The sequence below is a fragment of the Serratia sp. Je.1.23.a genome (genome assembly GCF_051129805.1).
In the GTDB taxonomy this organism is placed as follows: domain Bacteria; phylum Pseudomonadota; class Gammaproteobacteria; order Enterobacterales; family Enterobacteriaceae; genus Serratia; species Serratia liquefaciens.
Map to the genome: position 1 here is coordinate 1,057,714 of NZ_JBCPSR010000001.1, position 18,664 is coordinate 1,076,377.

The 18,664-nt window shown below is 54.0% G+C and carries 17 protein-coding genes and 1 tRNA gene; 7 read left to right on the forward strand and 11 right to left on the reverse strand.

The genetic code is table 11. The annotated features are described in order from the left end of the window. Window positions 1-36: 36 nt before the first annotated feature. The 5 genes from AAZT04_RS05075 to AAZT04_RS05095 form a co-directional block, all read right to left on the reverse strand. Window positions 37-171 (reverse strand): hypothetical protein, encoded by a 135-nt coding sequence (locus AAZT04_RS05075; RefSeq protein ID WP_020826247.1) that lies wholly within the window; start codon window positions 169-171, stop codon window positions 37-39. A 260-nt stretch (window positions 172-431) separates the two neighbouring features. Further along, complete coding sequence (gene proP, locus AAZT04_RS05080) at window positions 432-1,934, reverse strand: glycine betaine/L-proline transporter ProP (protein WP_020826248.1); 1,503 nt, start codon at window positions 1,932-1,934, stop codon at window positions 432-434. A 407-nt stretch (window positions 1,935-2,341) separates the two neighbouring features. Beyond that, window positions 2,342-3,706 carry a TolC family protein gene (locus AAZT04_RS05085; RefSeq protein WP_129982515.1) on the reverse strand — a complete coding sequence of 455 codons (1,365 nt, stop codon included), beginning with the start codon at window positions 3,704-3,706 and terminating at the stop codon, window positions 2,342-2,344. Between the two features lie 3 nt (window positions 3,707-3,709). Further along, entirely contained in the window at window positions 3,710-5,650 is a 1,941-nt protein-coding gene (locus tag AAZT04_RS05090) for a MacB family efflux pump subunit (RefSeq protein WP_434679160.1), read from the reverse strand. Further along, the gene (locus AAZT04_RS05095) at window positions 5,647-6,831 is read right to left on the reverse strand and encodes an efflux RND transporter periplasmic adaptor subunit (RefSeq protein WP_434679162.1); all 1,185 of its coding nucleotides are present in this window, start codon (window positions 6,829-6,831) and stop codon (window positions 5,647-5,649) included. The genes AAZT04_RS05090 and AAZT04_RS05095 overlap by 4 nt, the downstream gene beginning before the upstream one ends. A gap of 257 nt (window positions 6,832-7,088) precedes the next feature. Here AAZT04_RS05095 and AAZT04_RS05100 point away from each other — a divergent pair. The 4 genes from AAZT04_RS05100 (at window position 7,089) to AAZT04_RS05115 (ending at window position 8,504) form a co-directional block, all read left to right on the forward strand. After that, window positions 7,089-7,184: transfer RNA gene (locus AAZT04_RS05100), tRNA-OTHER, on the forward strand. 187 nt (window positions 7,185-7,371) lie between these two features. Beyond that, a complete protein-coding gene (locus AAZT04_RS05105; RefSeq protein ID WP_020826297.1) occupies window positions 7,372-7,671 on the forward strand; it encodes a hypothetical protein in 300 nt (99 codons plus the stop codon). Between the two features lie 129 nt (window positions 7,672-7,800). Continuing rightward, on the forward strand, window positions 7,801-8,304 hold the full coding sequence (locus tag AAZT04_RS05110; protein ID WP_020826298.1) for a YlaC family protein: 504 nt from the start codon (window positions 7,801-7,803) through the stop codon (window positions 8,302-8,304). Between the two features lie 68 nt (window positions 8,305-8,372). Then, a complete protein-coding gene (locus tag AAZT04_RS05115; protein ID WP_012006291.1) occupies window positions 8,373-8,504 on the forward strand; it encodes a hypothetical protein in 132 nt (43 codons plus the stop codon). 227 nt (window positions 8,505-8,731) lie between these two features. On the opposite strand, the gene AAZT04_RS05120 is transcribed toward AAZT04_RS05115, so the two are convergent. The 4 genes from AAZT04_RS05120 to mdoC all read right to left on the reverse strand — a co-directional run bounded on the left by AAZT04_RS05120 (window position 8,732) and on the right by mdoC (window position 12,840). Beyond that, on the reverse strand, window positions 8,732-8,857 hold the full coding sequence (locus AAZT04_RS05120; protein ID WP_255417459.1) for a hypothetical protein: 126 nt from the start codon (window positions 8,855-8,857) through the stop codon (window positions 8,732-8,734). A 274-nt stretch (window positions 8,858-9,131) separates the two neighbouring features. Further along, on the reverse strand, window positions 9,132-10,853 hold the full coding sequence (locus AAZT04_RS05125) for a potassium/proton antiporter (protein WP_020826299.1): 1,722 nt from the start codon (window positions 10,851-10,853) through the stop codon (window positions 9,132-9,134). A gap of 301 nt (window positions 10,854-11,154) precedes the next feature. Next, the gene (locus tag AAZT04_RS05130; RefSeq protein ID WP_020826300.1) at window positions 11,155-11,382 is read right to left on the reverse strand and encodes a hypothetical protein; all 228 of its coding nucleotides are present in this window, start codon (window positions 11,380-11,382) and stop codon (window positions 11,155-11,157) included. 327 nt (window positions 11,383-11,709) lie between these two features. Next, complete coding sequence (gene mdoC / locus AAZT04_RS05135; protein WP_262259112.1) at window positions 11,710-12,840, reverse strand: glucans biosynthesis protein MdoC; 1,131 nt, start codon at window positions 12,838-12,840, stop codon at window positions 11,710-11,712. A 258-nt stretch (window positions 12,841-13,098) separates the two neighbouring features. Between mdoC and AAZT04_RS05140 the strand changes: the two genes are divergently transcribed. The 3 genes from AAZT04_RS05140 (at window position 13,099) to AAZT04_RS05150 (ending at window position 17,630) form a co-directional block, all read left to right on the forward strand. Then, a complete protein-coding gene (locus AAZT04_RS05140) occupies window positions 13,099-14,667 on the forward strand; it encodes a glucan biosynthesis protein G (RefSeq protein ID WP_020826302.1) in 1,569 nt (522 codons plus the stop codon). Then, complete coding sequence (gene mdoH / locus AAZT04_RS05145) at window positions 14,660-17,221, forward strand: glucans biosynthesis glucosyltransferase MdoH (RefSeq protein WP_434679167.1); 2,562 nt, start codon at window positions 14,660-14,662, stop codon at window positions 17,219-17,221. Before AAZT04_RS05140 ends, mdoH begins: the two co-directional genes overlap by 8 nt. A 163-nt stretch (window positions 17,222-17,384) precedes the next feature. Beyond that, window positions 17,385-17,630 (forward strand): YceK/YidQ family lipoprotein, encoded by a 246-nt coding sequence (locus tag AAZT04_RS05150; protein ID WP_104410961.1) that lies wholly within the window; start codon window positions 17,385-17,387, stop codon window positions 17,628-17,630. A 1-nt stretch (window position 17,631) separates the two neighbouring features. Here AAZT04_RS05150 and AAZT04_RS05155 read toward each other — a convergent pair whose 3' ends face one another. Both AAZT04_RS05155 and AAZT04_RS05160 read right to left on the reverse strand, forming a co-directional pair. Further along, complete coding sequence (locus tag AAZT04_RS05155; RefSeq protein ID WP_115059163.1) at window positions 17,632-18,180, reverse strand: GNAT family N-acetyltransferase; 549 nt, start codon at window positions 18,178-18,180, stop codon at window positions 17,632-17,634. Window positions 18,181-18,242: 62 nt separating this feature from the next. Beyond that, window positions 18,243-18,620: a MysB family protein gene (locus AAZT04_RS05160; protein WP_262259110.1), complete on the reverse strand. Its 378-nt coding sequence runs from the start codon at window positions 18,618-18,620 to the stop codon at window positions 18,243-18,245. Between the last annotated feature and the right edge of the window lie 44 nt (window positions 18,621-18,664).

The window sequence follows — 18,664 nt, forward strand, 5'->3', positions numbered from 1 at the left end:
CGGTTTTTTTATGCATTAAGCTGGCGGAAAGCCCCCTTAACGAAGACTCTCAATCCAGTGGAAGATCCGCGCCAGGGCGTGCGTGATATCGCCAATGTTAAATAACGCGCCTATCCATATCGCAATCATGATGGCTACGGCAATAACGATCGGCATATCCATTCTACTCATTGGCTATCTTCTTCAATGGGTTAACTTGATTTCAAGCCTAGCATCAAACCTCGCCGGGATAAAATATCAGGCTAATAGTGCCAAAATCCGGTTTGCCGAAATCGCACTGTGGCCGCTTATACCCCGATGATTACTGCCGGTGAAAAACGGCGGTCGCGCATGGGGCGCAGAAGGAAGGTTGTGCAAATTTACGTTCGGACGTTGACCGGATTACGGCAATAAAAAAGCCACCCGAAGGTGGCTTGTCGTTAGAACGCTGTTTAGTCCAGTTTTGGATGCTGGTCGATCAACGTCTGTTTTTTCTTTTCCAACTCGGCAATCTGCTCATTGATGTCTTCGACTTTCTGTTCGATGTTGTCGTAGTTTTCTTGCAGCAGCTCTTTGGCTTCCGAACGATCCGAAGCCGCCGGAGTGGCACCGCGCAGCGGTTTATTGGCGGTTTCTTTCATGTACAGGCCGGTGATCAGACCGATGACGGCGACGACCATCAGATAATAAGCCGGCATATACAGGTTCCCGGTCGCTTCGACCAGCCAGGCGGCTACCGTCGGCGTCGCACCGGCAACCAGTACCGAGATGTTGAATGAAATCGCCAACGCGCTGTAACGAATATGCGTCGGGAACATCGCCGGCAGGGTGGAGGCCATCACACCGGTGAAGGAGTTCAGCAGCACCGCCAGCACCAACAGACCGACGAAGATCAGACCAATCACGTTACTGTTGATCAGAATAAAGCAGGGGATAGACAGAGCCAACAGACCGACGCTGCCGCCGATAATAAACGGCTTACGGCCGATGCGGTCACTGGCCAGGCCTATGACCGGCTGCACGAACAACATACCGATCATGATGGCGATAATGATCAGTACACCGTGATCTTCCGAGTAGTGCAGGTTATGCGACAGGTAGCTCGGCATGTAAGTCAGCAACATGTAATAGGTCACGTTGGTTGAAATCACGATACCGACGCAGACCAGCAGGCTTCTCCAGTGCTTGGCCGCGATCTCTTTGAAAGAGGTCTTCGGCGGGTTTTCGATGGCGTTGCGGTCGTCTTTCTCCATCTTTTCCACGTGCTGCTGGAAGGCCGGTGTTTCTTCCAGCGCATGGCGCAGGTACAAACCGATCAGACCCAAAGGCGCTGCGATAAAGAACGGAATACGCCAGCCCCAGTCGAGGAAGTTGGTTTCACCGACGATGCTGGAGATCAGCACCACCACGCCAGCACCCAGCACGAAACCGGCAATGGAGCCGAAATCAAGCCAGCTGCCCATAAAGCCGCGTTTTCTGTCCGGTGAGTATTCGGCTACGAAGATAGCCGCGCCGGAGTATTCGCCACCTACCGAGAAGCCCTGTGCCAATTTGGCCAGCAACAGCAGAACCGGTGCCCAGATGCCGATAGAGGCATAGGAGGGGATCAGGCCGATACAGAAGGTACTGACCGCCATGATAATAATGGTGATGGAGAGTACTTTCTGGCGACCGAATTTATCGCCCATCGCGCCAAAGAAGATACCGCCTAATGGACGTACCAGGAAGGGAACGGAAAAGGTCGCCAGTGCGGCAATCATCTGAACGCCAGGGGTGGCGCCAGGGAAAAAGACTTGCCCAAGGGCGTAGGCCACAAAGCCATATACACCGAAGTCGAACCATTCCATTGCGTTACCTAATGCGGCCGCGGTAATGGCTTTTTTCAGCTTGCTGTCATCGATGATGGTGATGTCATTAATATGCATCGGTTTATGTCGTTTTTTTCTTAACTTCATATAATCATCCCTTAATCAATTTTAGTCGTACGTGAATTCGCAATCCTCGTTCACTTCTTCTGCCCAGTTATCAGCGTGGCTAATCTTATTGCGATGTTGCCAGATTCGCCACTGCCTTTTTTGTGTGATGCGAGTCACGTAATAAGTCAATTTTCACCGGGAATATGTCATTTAGGTGACTAATTATTTTGCATCTATAGCTTAGCGTTATATCTTGCGGCGATCAAATTTAGCAGTTTATCTTATCAATTTGCACCGATTTAGCGCATAAATAGATTAATTATTGTTCATAATGGTGGTTTTTTGTCTGGGAAGGGATGAAACAAGTATAGAAAGAACTGCAGTAAAAACGGGCAAAATTAATGCATTCCAGATGAAAAAGCCTGGCGCGATCGCCAGGCTCAGCCTTACTGCGCAGATCCACCAAACTCCAGATAGAGTTGCGCCAGGTTTTGGTATTGAGCGAACCGGTTTTCATCCACGGCCAGCTCCGCCAACCGACGGCGGTTTTGCGCATCCAGCCAGAAATTGATCGGCACCGAGCCTTGCCGGTAGCGGCTTTCATTCAACCGTTCAGATTTACGCGCCAGCGCCAATGCCGCCTGCAGGTGTTTCTCCTGTGCCATCAGTTGCGTACGTAACGACAGGGCATCATCAATATCGGCCATGGCTTTATACAACGCCTGCTTGAATTCCAGCACCTGCAGTTCATAGTCGCTGCGGGCGATTTTGATATCGACGTCCATTTGCCGCCATTCGAGGAACGGCAGCGACAGTCCGGCACCTACCGTTGCCAGCGGATTACGCAAAAACTCCAGCAATGCGGTGCTGCTGGCACCTAATGAGCCCGTCAGGCTGAAGGCCGGGTAGTACTGGGTGCGTTTGATGTCCACGTTAGCCAGAGTTTCACGCAGTCGCCACTCTTTGGCACTGATATCCGGCCGATGGCGCAGCACGCTGGCCGGGATGCCGGCATTGATTTGCGGCAATGGACCGGTCGGCAGGCTCTCGGGCTCAATCAACGTATTTCCCGGCGGCGCACCCAGCAGTACCGTCTGTTCGTTCAGCGCCTGTTGACGCTCACGCAGCAGTGCCAGATGGCTGCTTTGCTGATTAATCAGGTTCTGTTCGGCATCCACCACGTCCAATGAAGAGACGCTGCCCGCGCGGTAGCGTGCCTTGACCAGCCCCAGGGTTTGTTGGGAATAGTCGATGCTTTGCTGACTGACGCGGATTCGCTGATTGATAAAGCCGATACGCCAGTAATTCTTGCTGGCGCTGGCGAGCAAAGCCAGACGCGCACTTTGCAAATCCTGTTGCGTGGCCTGGCTGGCCCATTCCGCAGCGTCACGTTGCCGCGCCAGTTTGCCCCACAGATCGACCTCATAGCTGACGCCGAGATTTGCGCTGCTGCTTTTGTTCCAAGGCGAGGAGTCGGAAAGGGTGGTATTGGCTCCGCTGCTGAGCGTTGCGTTCACACTTGGCGCGGTGCCGATATCAGCCCGCTGCGCCGCCAGTTGGGCACGGTATACGCGCAGTGCGGCGGCGGCCAAATCGTTATTGGCCGCCATCACCTGCTGCAGCCATCGGTCCAACTGGGGATCGCGGAAATCACGCCAGTTGAATGGTTCTGACGTGTCGGCTTCGGCGTTTTGCTGCCAGTCGGCCGGATACTGCACCTTTGGAGACTGATACTCGCTTTTCAGCGCATTGCCGCAACCGGTACTGAGCAAGGCCGCGAGGCATAATGCGAGAGGGGATAAGGTTTTCATAAGTTACTCGCTGGCCAGAGAAATGACCGGATCCATCCGCGCCGCTTTGCGGGCAGGGAGATAACCGAAGATCATGCCAATCAGGGTGGAGCAGCAGAAGGCCACGGCAGCAGCCTGCCAGGAATAGATGGCGGTGAGCATGCCCCCCGCCAACAGGGTAAACAGCGAACCAGCGGCGAATGACAGCAATATGCCCAATACACCGCCGATCAGGCAAACCAGCACGGCTTCTATCATAAATTGCTGCATGATGTCGCTACGCCGGGCACCGACGGCCATACGCACGCCGATTTCATGGGTGCGTTCAGTAACCGACACCAACATAATGTTCATCACGCCCAGACTGCCGATAATCAGCGAAATTGAGGCGACCATGAGGATCAGCAGACTCAGGGTCATTGAGGTATGTTCGATTGATTTACGAAATTTATCGCGGTTGAACAGCATAAAGTCTTTCACGCCATGGCGCTGGGTTAACAATTGGCTGATGGCGCTGACCGCGGCCTCGTTAGCGACGTCATCTTTCAATCGCACGCTGATGCTGCTCAGGGTCGGTTTACCCACCATGCGATACATCACGGTGGAGTACGGCATCCACACGCTGATGCGGTTGGGGGCCGAATCCTGGTTGCTTTGCACCACGCCGACGACCCGGGCCGGCACTGCGCCGAGAAACACAATTTGGCCCAACGGCTCTACGCCAAACTCGCCGAACAGCGAGCGACGTGCATTTTCGTCAATGATCACTTCCTGCAATGCATTACGATCACCCCGGAAAGTGCTGCCTTGCACCAACGTGAGACCATTAACGCGGAAGTAATCGCGGCCGACGCCGTTGATGGAGGCGGTCGCCGATTTGCTGCGAAAGCGAATGCTCTCTGAGGCGCTGACTTCAGGGCTGACGCTGTCGACAAAGCTCTGGCTGGCCAGCGCGTCGGCGTCCGCCGGTACCAGGGTGCGAATGCTGTCGATGCTGTCGTCAAAGAAATCACGCCCGGGATAAATGCTGACGACGTTAGTGCCCAGATCTTTAATGCTCTCCAGCGTGCGCTGTTTTGCACCTTCGCCCAGGGCGACCACCGTAACCACGGCGGCGATGCCGAAAATGATGCCGGTCATAGTCAGCGCTGTGCGCAAGCGGTGGGCGTTCATCGCTTTCAGCGCCATCTGCAGTGACTCCCGGGTGCGGTCGAGCAAGCTTTGCCAATAGCCTTGTGCAACTGGCGCGCTCTTTTTCATCACCGGGGGAGGCACCGGCGATTTACGGCCGCTGTCGGCGACGATCTCGCCATCCTGCAGTTCGATAATACGCTGCGCGTGCTGGGCGACTTTCATGTCGTGGGTGACGATCACCACCGTGTGACCACGCTGGTTCAGTTCGCTGAGGATCGCCAATACTTCCTGACCGGATTTAGAGTCCAACGCGCCGGTCGGTTCGTCCGCCAGGATGATTTCACCGCCGTTGATTAACGAACGAGCAATGCTGACGCGTTGCTGTTGGCCGCCGGACAGTTGACCGGGCTTATGGTGCTCACGGCCCTCCAACCCCAGGCGCGCCAACAATTGTGCCGCGCGCAGGCGACGTTGGTCGCGCTTGCTGTTGGCGTAAATCGCCGGGATTTCGACGTTGCCCAATGCGCTGATGTCCGGCATCAGGTGATAGCGCTGGAAGATAAAACCAATGTGTTCCCGACGAAGCCTGGCCAATTCGTCCGGCGACAGGTGTGCGGCATTATGGCCGCTGATGAAATAGTCCCCCTGATCCGGCACGTCCAGACAACCGATGATGTTCATCAGCGTTGATTTGCCCGAGCCTGAGGCACCGATAATGGCAACCAACTCACCGGCGGCGATCTTGAGGTTGATGTTTTTCAGTACGGTGAGCGGCTCGCTGCTGTTGGTATAGGTGCGGCCAATCCCTTTCAGTTCAATAATGGTGTTCACAGTAACAGGCCTTCTTCGCCCGGCTTGGCGCTTTCTTGCACCAGCACTACGTGTTCACCCGCCTTTAATCCGGAGAGGATTTGTATATCGACGTTATTGGTAATACCGGTTGTCACCTCACGTAATTCCACCCGGTTATCCCCGGTCAGCACTTGTACCTGCTGTTTTTTGTCCGCGTTTTTATGCACTGCCTGAATCGGAACCAACAGCGTGTTTTTTGCCTCACCCAGTAGCAATGAAACCTGAGCCGTCATGGCAATGCGCAGCCGGTTTTCCGGATTGGGCACGTCGAGCAGCGCGTTGTAATACACCGAAGCGTTGGCGCTGCCGGAGCCTGAGGCGGAACCGCCGCCGCTGAGCGAATCGTCTTTCATGATGGACTCAGGCGCCAATTCGACGGTGCGTAGCGTGGCATCGTACTTTTTGTCCGGTTCGGAGAAAATGGTGAAGTAGGCTTTTTGCCCTTGGGTAACGCGGGTAATGTCGGCTTCGGAAATCTGCGCCTTGATGGTCATCACATCCAACTGCGCCAGTTTGACGATGGTAGGGGCGCTCTGATTGGCGTTTACCGTTTGGCCTTGCTGGGTAATGACGGCAATGACAATGCCGTCCATCGGTGCCAGGATGCGGGTGTAGCTCAGATCGACCTTCTTCTTGTCCACCTCAATTTGCGCCTGCACAATACGTGCATTCAGCGCAATCAGTTCGGCGCGGGTAGCGGCAAGCGTGGCCTCGGCCGCTTCAAAATCCTCGCGCGAGCCGGCTTCATCGTTCAACATGCGTTTCTGGCGTTTAAAACGGGACTCCGCCTGCTTCAACAGCGCCTGTTTGGCCTGTAAATCCGCTTTTGCCACGTTCAGCGCCGCTTCAGCGTTGCGTAAATCATTGCGTTGCGGCAGATCATCAATGTCGGCGATCGGTTGGCCTTTGGTGACCCGGTCGCCAAGTTTGACCTTCAGGGATTTCACCTGGCCAGAAACCTGCGCACCGACGTTGACCCGTTCGAATGCGTCCAATTTACCTGTGGCCAGCACGGCATTTTCTATATCGCCAAGGCGAACCTGTGCGGTGACATAGGCGTCCTGAGAAGGGGATTGCAAAGAGAACGCCGCCATGAAGGCAATAATCACCAGCAGGGCGCCAGCCAGTATAAACGCCCAACGGCGCGGAGTAACTTTCATAGTGTTGTCCATAACGGAGAGAACGACTTTCCCAGAAAGCACTTATAGTGGCATTCAGTGCTTTAACTAACAATAAACATGCAGCAGACGCTGCAATAAAGGTTTCATTGGTTAACTATCGCGCAATGAAAACAATCACCACTCTGGACGCTTAATAGTCATAAATGCAGGATTTCTCTTAAAATTCAGGTATTCATAGTGCTTTTTGTTGAGTCCTTAGTATCAATATGGATAATAAAGTCCCGAAGCGAAGGAATGCGCTATTAACTCAGTTGGCAGAGTGATTGGTTTTAAAATGCTTATTTTGGCTACAAAATTGATAGACGCGGGTTCGAGTCCTGCATAGCGCGCCAGCTTCCTTTTCGGGAACAGTTACCGTAAAGCGCATCCGGGTTGATTTGCACTATCGGCTCCTTGTTGGGATTTTCGGGTGCGCTTTACCGTAACGGGTTCTCTCCTTTTCTTAATCTTCTTCTGTTGTAATCGATCTTTGCTAGACTCTAATCAGGCAGGTTCGCTGCCCGGCAACAGGAGATCGCCATGTCTGAGTCCGATCAACTGCAGGAGTTATTGCAACGTGTGGCGGCGCTCGAAGCCAGAGAGAAGTCGCTTACCGCCGCCTCCAACGCCTATCAGGCAATTATCACCACCATGCTGGGCAACCTGGCTCAACAGGAGCGTGACAAGATTATTGCGATGATCGATCAGGCGCATGAACTGGCTTATGCGCGTGCTATTCAGCGCTGCAACGAGCCGCAAAAGCAAAAAATCAAACAGGCCGACGATATCGCCCAGCGGATGTTTATGTTTGCTCAAGGCAAAAACTCGCTGCAACGCTAGCCACAGCAGGTATAACAGTTACCGATATTAAATTGCATAACTGATCTACCTGGGCAAACTGTACCTGTGTTAGTTTGAGGAATGATTATTGATAGCAATAATGTCCCCCCAAGGCATAAGGTTGTAGCTATGGACGCGATTAAAAGCATCTTGGTAAAAGAAATCGAACGGATCAATCGACAGGAAGGACGTGACGGCAAGTTGCGCTTCAATAGCGAGTTTGCCCGCGACCACCGTTATCTGTGTCTCGCCATGTTTGCCGGTTATTTTGCCGTGATCGCCGTGATGTATCAGGTTCCTTACATGGGCTTCATCGCGTTTTTGGCTTTCACCGCCTTCGTTCTGTTCATGTTCGCCATGCTGCTGATTGAAATCAAACCGGTCTATCGCTTTGAAGATATTGGCGTGCTGGATCTGCGCGTTTGTTATAACGGCGAGTGGTATTTCACCCGGGCGCTGTCGCCGCAGTCGGTGAAGGCATTGCTGGATGAACCGACAATCGGTGCCGCGACGAAAAATCGCATGCAGGAAATCATCGCTAATAAAGGCGAGATTGATTTCTATGACGTCTACGATCTGGCGTACTCAAAGAAGCCGCAGGATGAGCAGCCGCAGGTGGCCGTGCTTAACTGAGGGTTTCCGCTCGCGCGGTTGTCGATTATACTCACGCATTGAAGTCAGATAAGCCTGAGGAATTTACGATGAGTGATGATATTTTCGATTTTGATATCGATGCCGAATTGGCGCAAGCAGAAGAAAAAGCGGCGCAGAAAGTGAAAGAACTCCCCGAGATCCTTGAGGACGAGGCGGACTGCGAAGGCTGCAAAATCTGATCGCCATCGCCTTTAAAGAACCGCTTCGGCGGTTTTTTTATGCTCCAAATTTGGGGTTGCGGGCAAAAAAAAAGCCCGTTTCAGGCGGGCCAACACTTAAGTCGTATGAGGGATTATTTTTATAACTCTCTGCGTCTAGCTTACGCGCAATGGCCGGTAAGTGATTTCGGTGTTTTGTAACAAAACGGTAGTTGTAGTGTTGCTATGTTACTGCGCCTGGCTGGGGATTAATCCAGTACAAATCCCCATATCAGCAATACCGCCACAATAATCACGCAGAGTGCGGAGACGGTAACCAGTATCTTTCCCAGAATGTCTTTTTCTTGCTGCTGTGCCACGTTAACGTTATCCAATTAAGAGTCTATGGACCAAATCGGCGACGCCCAGATCCAGCACTATAACAGTCAGTGCGATCCCCAACATGGCCGATAGAAATCGAATTTTACTGTTCAAATCGATACCCATCACCGCGATGCGATGTTCCCAGAGTAAAGGTTAAAACGCCGGAGCTGAATGCCCGGTTTGGGTTATTCCAGAGGTTAAGAACCTTCCTAGACGTATAAGTTCCGTCTGTTTGAAAGGTCCGCTGCGGGCATGGCCGCGCAGCAGACCGGTTATGCGGAGGGATCAGTCAGTAACAATTCTTACGCCGACCTTACTGATCGCATTGCCATCCATTTCGGCGATGGTCCAGGTCAGGCCATCCCATTCGATCTGATCGCCCACTACCGGTTCGCCGCCAATCAGTTGAATGACGAATTGGCCGAGGGTTTGCTGTTCATCCACGCCTTCGTGCAGATTCAGACCATAAACCTGTGAAATATCGCTCAGGCGCGCGTCCGACTGCAGGATAAAATCACCGAAGAAGCGTTCATCCAACGTAACCACCGGCGCCTGGCTAAATAACTTACCCAGCACCGGCAGGTCGTGCTCGTGACCGATAACACACAGAATGTCATCTTCGCGTAGTCGTGTGCTGCCGCTGGGGTGCAACAGTTCTTTGCCTCGGAACAATGCGGCAATGCGCGTACCCGGTGGCATTTTCAGCTCACGCAGCGCGGCACCGACGCACCAGTTTTCGGACGACAGCTGATAAACAAACTGCTCCCACTGGTTTTCAGGATGAACATCCAGCCCAACCCGTGAAATCGGCGCCAGCGCTGGTGGGACGATCACCTTGGCTTTCTTCGCGGCGAACGACAGGGTGGTGCCCTGCAGCAACAGGGAAACCAGCACCACAAAGAAGGCGACATTAAAGAACAGCTGAGCATTGGGCAGGCCGGCCATCATCGGGAAGACGGCCAGAATCACCGGTACGGCCCCGCGCAGGCCGACCCAGGAAATAAAGCTGCGCTCGCGCAGGGTAAAACTGCGGAACGGCAACAGCCCTATAAATACCGACAGCGGTCGGGCAAATAAGATCATCCACAGCGAAAGCAGCAGGGCAGGGATGGCGATCGGCAGCAGCTCATGCGGGTTCAGCAATAATCCCAGCACTAGGAACATGCCGATCTGGCTCAGCCATGCCAGGCCGTCAAAGGTTTGCACGATGCCGTGCCGGTTGCGGATCGGGCGATTACCCAGCATCAGGCCGCACAGGTATACTGCCAGAATGCCGCTGCCGTCCAGTGCGGTGGTCAGGGCAAAAATCAGAATGCCGCCGCTGACGGCCAGCAGCGGATACAGGCCTTCTGCCAGTTTAATGTGGTTGATTAACGTCAGCAGTAGCCAACCGCCGCCAAGACCAAAGACAATCCCCATGCCGAACTGCTGCAACAGATGGAGAGGGAACATCCAGCTCAGCGTGGTTTCGCCTGCGGCGATCATCGCAATCAGCGTAATGGTAAGGAACACCGCCATGGGATCGTTGCTGCCGGATTCGATTTCCAGCGTGGCGCTGACGCGTTCGTTCAGTCCTTTACCACCTAATAGCGAGAAGACAGCCGCGGCGTCGGTGGAGCCGATAATAGCGCCAATCAGCATGCCCTGCAGCAGGTCGAGGTTGAACAGCCAGGCGGCGGCCAGCCCGGTCAGCCCGGCGGTGATCACCACGCCGATAGTTGCCAGCGAAAGTGCCGGCCATAGCGCGACGCGGAATGAGCTGACTCGGGTACGCATCCCGCCGTCCAGCAGGATCACCGCCAGCGCCAGGTTACTGACCAGATAGGCCACCGGATAGTTGCTGAAAACGATACCGCCCGGACCATCGACCCCCGCCAACATGCCAATAGCCAGGAAGATCACCAGAATAGGAATACCCAGGCGTGACGAAAATGAACTGAGAAGAATACTTGCTCCCACCAACACGGCACCGATGATGAACAAACTGTTAATGGTGCTGGCATCCAAAATGACGTTCTCCTGCAGGCTGGGGGGAAGGGCGTTGCGCGCTAGCGCAGATACCCCCTGATGATAGCCTGTTTTTCAGGTAAAACGCCAAGGCTGATTCATAAAACAGTTTGACCTTTATTGTCATTTAAGCGGAGAACCATATGGAAGTGGGGAGAAACCGGTGAACTTCTTTCTTTTATCTATATTTATCAGCTTGCTGTGATTGCGCTTAGGCAATAAATGGTGGGCGTTGCCGTGCCCGGATAAGGAAAAACCATTAAACCCCCTCCAGGAGGCTTAATGGTTTGCAGGCGAGGCGTTATAAATGGTCGAGTGACTGCAGGGCCCGTCTGATCAGCTCGGCAGCCAGTTTTCTTTCTGACTCTGAGATACCGTCAAGGTTAAGGCTGGAAAGTTCGGCGACCAGAATGCTGCGATCCTTGCCGCTGATCGACGAATCCAGTGCGGAAAGCAACCGGCCAAGAATTTTCAGTAGGGTGGCGTTCTCTGGTACGGCTTCCTGAGCCGAAGTGTCTTTATCAGTCATTAAAAATCCTCTCTGTCGTGACGGAAGGGAGATGCTGCAAGCCTTGTCGCGATGGTGACAAGGCCGTCCCTTAGGGTTCATTGAGCCCAATCGCTACCGTAAGGCAGGGATGTGGATTTCCACTTATGCATTGCCGTTATAACAACTCGCGGCAATATGCTCCAGCATAACTTTGCCTTAACTTTCGTCATAGGGGTGAGCAATCTGTGCTCAGTGCTTGAATCACCAGGCGCGTTGCCGGTGCGAAGGTAAATGATAAAGGTATTGGTAGACGAAGCTATGACCGTGAGCTACCCGGCAAGCCGAAACGGCTGCCGGGCAGTAGGATTATTGCGGTTTACCGGAGAACAGGAAACGGAACAGCGGGATACGCTTGTGCAGTTCATATAACAGGAAGGCGCAAGAGAAGACAAACACCAAGCCAGCCAGAAAACCCAGCAGGTTATTGTTGATATGCGGCGTCACAAAAGCGCCATATATCAGGGTCAACGGATGGTGCACCAGATATATAAATAGCGATGCATTCACCAGATAGGTGATACGCGGTGAGTGATAGTTCAGCAGATTATGTCCGAATGAGAAAGTCACGTTGGCCATCAGGATCCCCAGCAGGGTTTTGATCAGCACTTCCAGCTCAAACATATAGCTGCTGTGAGCCAGAAACTTCTGATTCAGCATATAGGCAATGAACAGCAACAGCGAACCCAGCAGCGCGCCGAGGGACGGTTTGAGGAAAATCTCTTTCAGCCACACGTACTTAAAGGCATAGGCGCCCAGGATGAAGAACGGCAGGTAGAACATCGTCTCCATCACCACAAAATTGAACAGACCATTGGAGAGTAAAGCTGGCGCAAAAATTAAAATCATACGGTGCGCGGCCGAATAGCATAAAGCATAAATAAGAAAGAGCAGTGAGATGTTTCCTAATCCGGTCATTTTATTTATCGGGTAGGGAACGGTATTATTTTTAAGTGCCTTGATTTTTTTGAACAGATAAAAACATAGGGTGGTCAGCAATGACAGGGTTAATAAAAACCACAGGTGAGAAACCAGTTCCCAAACTGTTACATTTATTTTCTGATAGAGCGAAAAATTTTCCCAACCGTTTAATTTGTCCGTGAAGTATTTCAGCATGAAAAACTGCGGCACCGTTATTAACGGAATCGAACTCAGCAGGGGGATCGCCACTCGCTCAAGCCTGACCTTCAGCCACTGGTGGCGCTCGTAGCGCTCATAGAGCATGTAAGAGAAGTAGCCGGAAATCACGAAGAACACCTGCATGCGGAAAGCATGGATGAAGTCGTTCAGCACCGTCAGCGAGAAGGAGGGGCTGGCGCTGTTTACCGCCCAGCTATGGCTGGAATAAATCAGAGAAAGATGAAAAGGGATGCCGAGCAACATCAAATAAGCCCGGATCGAATCGAGGAAAAACTCGCGTTGGTTGCTGCCTTTAGTCATAGGTTACCGCTGGTGATTTTATCGAGTGGTCATTAACACGCTTAATAAGTCGGCAATGGTTAAATCGAATCACAAACCCTACTATACCGTTTCACATTTTTCCATAGCGTCTTGATGCGCGGCTTGCTACGCTGGTGTTTAGTCAGCTGCTTAAACTATGAGCCATAAACATGAACCATCCATTTATCATGTTGTCGGAAAGCTGAATAATCCATTAATATGGATTTAAATGATTTGAGCACACGAATAGGGGGGGATGTGCTAGTTAATATATTATCCAAAAAACCACGCGCCGCGAGCGTACGTTGGTTAGGTGCGACCGTATTGTTCACGCTGTTTACTTCGCCGGCATGGGCTTTTTCTATAGATGATGTGGCCAAGCAGGCGCAGGATCTGGCAGGAAAAGGCTTCGAAGCCCCGAAGAGCAACCTTCCTTCTCAATTCCGTGAGATGAAATTCGCGGATTACCAACAGATTCAGTTCAATCACGATAAAGCCTATTGGAGCAAACTGAAAACCCCTTTCAAGCTTGAGTTTTATCATCAGGGGATGTACTTCGATACGCCGGTGAAAATCAATGAAGTCACCGCGACCAGCGTAAAACAGATCAAGTACAGCCCGGACTACTTCAACTTCGGTTCGGTAAAACACGATCCGGAGTCGGTAAAAAACCTCGGTTTTGCCGGCTTCAAGGTGATTTATCCGATCAACAGTGCGGATAAGAACGACGAAATTATGAGCCTGCTGGGCGCGAGCTACTTCCGCGTGGTAGGTAAAGGGCAGGTTTACGGGCTTTCCGCACGTGGCCTGGCGATTGATACTGCGTTGCCTTCCGGCGAAGAATTCCCGCGTTTCCGCGAATTCTGGGTTGAACGTCCGAAGCAGGGCGACAAGCATCTGGTAATTTACGCGCTGCTGGATTCGCCGCGTGCTACCGGGGCTTACCGTTTTGTGGTTTATCCGGGCCGCGACACCACCGTGGACGTTGAGTCCAAAGTGTTCCTGCGCGACAAAGTCGGCAAACTGGGCATGGCACCGCTGACCAGCATGTACCTGTTCGGGCCGAGCCAGCCGTCGCCAACCCTGAACTACCGTCCGGCGCTGCATGACTCCAACGGTCTGTCTATCCATGCCGGTAACGGCGAGTGGATCTGGCGTCCGTTGAATAATCCGAAGCATCTGTCCGTCAGCACTTACCAGGTCGAAAACCCGAAAGGTTTCGGCCTGCTGCAGCGCGGCCGTAACTTCAAGGATTACGAAGATCTGGACGATCGCTACGATCTGCGCCCAAGCGCCTGGATCGAGCCACGCGGCGACTGGGGCAAGGGCAAGGTTGAGCTGGTGGAGATCCCGACAGCGGATGAAACCAATGACAACATCGTTGCTTTCTGGACGCCAGACGTTCTGCCGGACGCCAAAACTCCGCTGGCGTTGAGCTACCGCCTGCATTTCACCCGTGACGAAGACAAACTGCATTCGCAGGACATTGCCTACGTCAGCCAGACCATGCGTTCAACCGGTGACGTGAAGCAGTCCAACCTGATCCGCGAGCCAGACGGCAGCGTGGCATTCCTGGTTGACTTCGTTGGCCCGGTACTGAAAGGCTTGGACGGCGCTACGCCGGTTGCCTCTCAGGTGAGCATCGGCGACAACGGTGAAATGGTAGAAAACAATGTCCGCTATAATCCAGTGACCAAAGGCTGGCGCCTGACGCTGCGTCTGAAAGTGAAAGACGACAAGAAGCCGGTAGAAATGCGCGCAGCGCTGGTCAATGGTGATAAGACCCTGTCGGAAACCTGGAGCTATCAGCTACCTGCCAATGAATAAGCCTACTCAACTTGCCCAGGATTATCTTGCGGCAATGCCTCTGACCGCTGAGCGGTCAGAGGCGCTTAAACCACAGCCGGGGGCGGATGACGCCCAGGCTTTTGAGGCGCTGCATCGCAAGATGGGCGCTGACGATGCCAACGTCAATACGCTGTCTGCCGATGACGTCACGCTGGCCTCGGTCAAAACACGAATCGAAGACGCCTGGCCGGATGCGGTTAGCGACAAAGATTTCGATACCGACGTGGAAGGGCGCAGCATTCTCAAGGCTACGCCGCCAATCAAACGCACCAGCATGTTCCCGGAAGCCTGGCGTACCAACCCGGTAGCGCGCTTCTGGGATTCTCTGCTGGGGCGCACGCCACACAACCGTCACGCCTCCAAAGAGGAAGCCGCGGCGGAAAACCGCTGGCGTGTGGTCGGCTCGATGCGTCGTTATGTGCTGTTGGTGCTGATGCTGGTGCAGACCGGCATCGCCACCTGGTACATGAAAACGATTCTGCCGTATCAGGGCTGGGCGCTGATCGACCCGATGGCCATGTGGGATCAGGATCTGATGCAGTCGGTGCTGCAACTGCTGCCTTATGTGTTGCAAACCGGCATTCTGATCCTGTTCGCGATCCTGTTCTGTTGGGTCTCGGCCGGTTTCTGGACTGCGCTGATGGGCTTCCTGCAGTTACTGATCGGCAAAGACAAATACAGTATTTCTTCCACCATCAAAGGCGATGAGCCGATCGACCCGACGCATCGCACCGCGTTGATCATGCCAATCTGTAACGAAGACGTCGAACGCGTGTTCGCCGGCCTGCGCGCGACCTATGAGTCCGTCGCGGCCACCGGCCAGCTCGAGCATTTCGATATCTACGTGCTGAGCGACAGCTACGACCCGGATATCTGCATGGCGGAACAGAAAGCCTGGATGGAACTGTGCCGCGACGTAGATGGCCATGGCCGTATCTTCTATCGCCGTCGCCGTCGCCGCGTGAAACGCAAAAGCGGCAACATCGACGACTTCTGCCGTCGCTGGGGTGGCGAATACAGCTACATGGTGATCCTGGATGCCGACAGCGTGATGAGCGGTGAGTGTCTCACCGGTCTGGTGCGCCTGATGGAAGCCAACCCGAACGCCGGTATTATTCAGTCTGCGCCGAAAGCATCAGGCATGGATACGCTGTATGCCCGCGTGCAGCAGTTTGCCACCCGGGTTTACGGGCCGCTGTTTACTGCCGGTCTGCATTTCTGGCAGTTGGGTGAATCGCACTATTGGGGCCATAACGCCATTATCCGCGTGAAGCCGTTTATCGAACACTGTGCGCTGGCACCACTGCCTGGCGAAGGCTCTTTTGCCGGCTCCATCTTGTCGCATGACTTTGTGGAAGCCGCGTTGATGCGCCGTGCCGGTTGGGGCGTGTGGATTGCTTACGATCTGCCGGGCAGCTATGAAGAACTGCCGCCGAACCTGCTGGATGAGTTGAAGCGTGACCGTCGCTGGTGCCACGGTAACCTGATGAACTTCCGCCTGTTCCTGGTCAAGGGCATGCACCCGGTACACCGTGCGGTGTTCCTGACCGGTGTGATGTCCTACCTGTCGGCACCGCTGTGGTTTATGTTCCTGGCGCTGTCTACCGCACTGCAGGTGGTGCATACCCTGATGGAGCCGCAGTACTTCCTGCAACCGCGCCAGCTGTTCCCGGTGTGGCCGCAGTGGCGTCCTGAACTGGCGATAGCGCTGTTCTCTACCACGCTGGTGCTGCTGTTCTTGCCTAAACTGTTGAGCATTGTGCTGATCTGGGCGAAGGGTGCCAAGGAGTACGGCGGTGGTATACGCCTGTTCCTGTCGATGCTGATGGAAATGCTGTTCTCGGTGCTGCTGGCGCCGGTGCGCATGCTGTTCCACACGGTATTCGTGGTCAGTGCCTTCCTGGGTTGGGAAGTGGTATGGAACTCGCCACAGCGTGACGATGATGACACCCCTTGGAGCGAAGCCTTTAAACGCCACGGTTCACAGATGCTGCTCGGTCTGGTCTGGGCTGGCGGTATGGCCTGGCTGGATCTGCGCTTCCTGTGGTGGCTGTCGCCAATCGTCTTCTCGCTGATCCTGTCGCCGTTCGTTTCGGTCTTGTCGAGCCGTGCGACGTTAGGTATCAAGAGCAAGCGTGCCAAGCTGTTCCTGATCCCGGAAGAGTATTCGCCGCCGCGTGAACTGCTGGCGACGGAAGAATATCTGCAGCTTAATCGTGAGCGAGCATTGAGCAATGGCTTTATGCACGCGGTGGTTAACCCGTCCTTCAACGCATTGGCGACGGCGCTGGCTACTGCGCGTCACCATCTGCGCGGCGCTATCGAGCGTAATCGTGAAGAGCGAGTGAACGAGGCGTTGGAGCTGGGGCCGGAGAAGCTGGTGAAAGGCAAACGTCTTGAGCTGCTGAGCGATCCTGTCGCGCTGTCGCGTTTGCATCAGCGGGTTTGGCTACTGCCGCAGGGCGCCGCTTGGCGCGAGTTTTATCAGCAACTGCCGCACAATGAGCGGGCTCATCCGGTGGGTCAGCGTTAAAGGCTGATCGGGTGACCTGTACGGGGAATACGCATAGCGTGTTCCCCGTTTTTTTTTGGTATTTGGCTTACGCAACGCCGACAAACTCGCGTGAAAAACTGTGTTAAAATTCGCGCCGGGCGTTGTGGCCCCACAAAACAAACCCGGGGCAAAAATCATTTTGGTGAATCTCTCTTCTCTTCTTCGTCTGGTATTGCTGGTGGCAGGAGTCACGGCGTTAACCGGCTGCGGCAGTATTATCAGTCGCACAGTGCCGGGGGCCGGGCACGGCCATCAATATTATCCGGGCGTTCAGTGGGATCTGCGCGATAGCCCCTGGCGGTATATCACGGTCATTGATGTGCCGCTGTCGATGGTGGTAGATACCTTTATGCTGCCGTTTGACGCCCAACACGGCCCCTACGAATAAGCTAATCCCCGGTGGCAAAAACCACCAGTTGGTAACCCTGATCACCACAGCGGAACGGAGCCAGCGCCGTCATCTGCAAGCCCTGTACATGAGCCGCTAACGAATGCGGGTTACTGTCGTCAATAAAGAGCGCGCCAACGTCGAACTCCTTGCGGGTACGCGCCTTGACGGCGGCGTAGAGCTGCTTCAGCACACCTTTGCCACGCCAGGCGCTGTCAAGGCACACCGGACCATACAGAAACACCCGCTGCTCACTCAGTGGCCGTCCCTTGAATGATTGGCCGGCCAGCGTGTCCAGCATCGCATCCACCACCGGCGGGTGCGGTTGCGCATTCGTCGGCATCAGGCAGACAAACCCGGCCAGCGCTTCACCTTCGACCGCCACCAGAATACCCAGCCCCTGGTTAATGCTTGTTAGCTGCGCTTCATTCATGCGCGAGACGATAAATCCCTGGCGTTTTTGGCTGTCGCTCAAGTTTGCCGGGGTGTTTTGTGTTTGCAGTTGCAAAATCGCGGGGAAATCTTCGGGACGCGCCTGGCGGATAATCATGCAGCCTCTCAGAAAATCATAGGGTGAAGGGCGGGGGATTGTCTGCTCCCGCCCGTGATCATTCAACGCTCATCCCACTCGTCGGCGGCTGTTTGGCCCTCTTCGGTATCCAACGGCGGATCGAGCTGGAAGTCTCCTTCTTCCCACTCGTGCAGCGTATTTTCCTCAATCCATTCGGCGCTGATTTCGACTTCGTCAAAATCCCCGTCGAAAATAGCCTGAGCGGCAGCGCCGCTGCGTAACGTCAGGCATTCGACCGATTCGCCTTCTTGTTCAAAGAATTCGGCCTGCCACATGATATCACCATCCAGCATCACGTATTTTTGCAGATTGAACTGTTGCGGCACCGGCGGTTCGTCGTCGTTACCGCCTTCGGCAGACTCGATAAACTCCTCGCGCGCCGCTTCAACGGCTTCTTCCAGGGTTGCATACAGGCTCATATTTTTCTCCAGTCAGGGTAAGCATTGCTCAGGGCTGGGTGCGC

Bases quoted from the DNA above. Each gene is read 5' to 3' on its own strand.
- mdoC (WP_262259112.1), bottom strand. From the start codon at position 12,840: ATGACTAAAGGCAGCAACCAACGCGAGTTTTTCCTCGATTCGATCCGG.
- AAZT04_RS05110 (WP_020826298.1), top strand. From the start codon at position 7,801: ATGGACGCGATTAAAAGCATCTTGGTAAAAGAAATCGAACGGATCAAT.
- AAZT04_RS05160 (WP_262259110.1), bottom strand. From the start codon at position 18,620: ATGAGCCTGTATGCAACCCTGGAAGAAGCCGTTGAAGCGGCGCGCGAG.
- AAZT04_RS05115 (WP_012006291.1), top strand. From the start codon at position 8,373: ATGAGTGATGATATTTTCGATTTTGATATCGATGCCGAATTGGCGCAA.
- AAZT04_RS05075 (WP_020826247.1), bottom strand. From the start codon at position 171: ATGAGTAGAATGGATATGCCGATCGTTATTGCCGTAGCCATCATGATT.
- AAZT04_RS05105 (WP_020826297.1), top strand. From the start codon at position 7,372: ATGTCTGAGTCCGATCAACTGCAGGAGTTATTGCAACGTGTGGCGGCG.
- proP (WP_020826248.1), bottom strand. From the start codon at position 1,934: ATGAAGTTAAGAAAAAAACGACATAAACCGATGCATATTAATGACATC.
- mdoH (WP_434679167.1), top strand. From the start codon at position 14,660: ATGAATAAGCCTACTCAACTTGCCCAGGATTATCTTGCGGCAATGCCT.
- AAZT04_RS05095 (WP_434679162.1), bottom strand. From the start codon at position 6,831: ATGAAAGTTACTCCGCGCCGTTGGGCGTTTATACTGGCTGGCGCCCTG.
- AAZT04_RS05155 (WP_115059163.1), bottom strand. From the start codon at position 18,180: ATGATTATCCGCCAGGCGCGTCCCGAAGATTTCCCCGCGATTTTGCAA.
- AAZT04_RS05130 (WP_020826300.1), bottom strand. From the start codon at position 11,382: ATGACTGATAAAGACACTTCGGCTCAGGAAGCCGTACCAGAGAACGCC.
- AAZT04_RS05085 (WP_129982515.1), bottom strand. From the start codon at position 3,706: ATGAAAACCTTATCCCCTCTCGCATTATGCCTCGCGGCCTTGCTCAGT.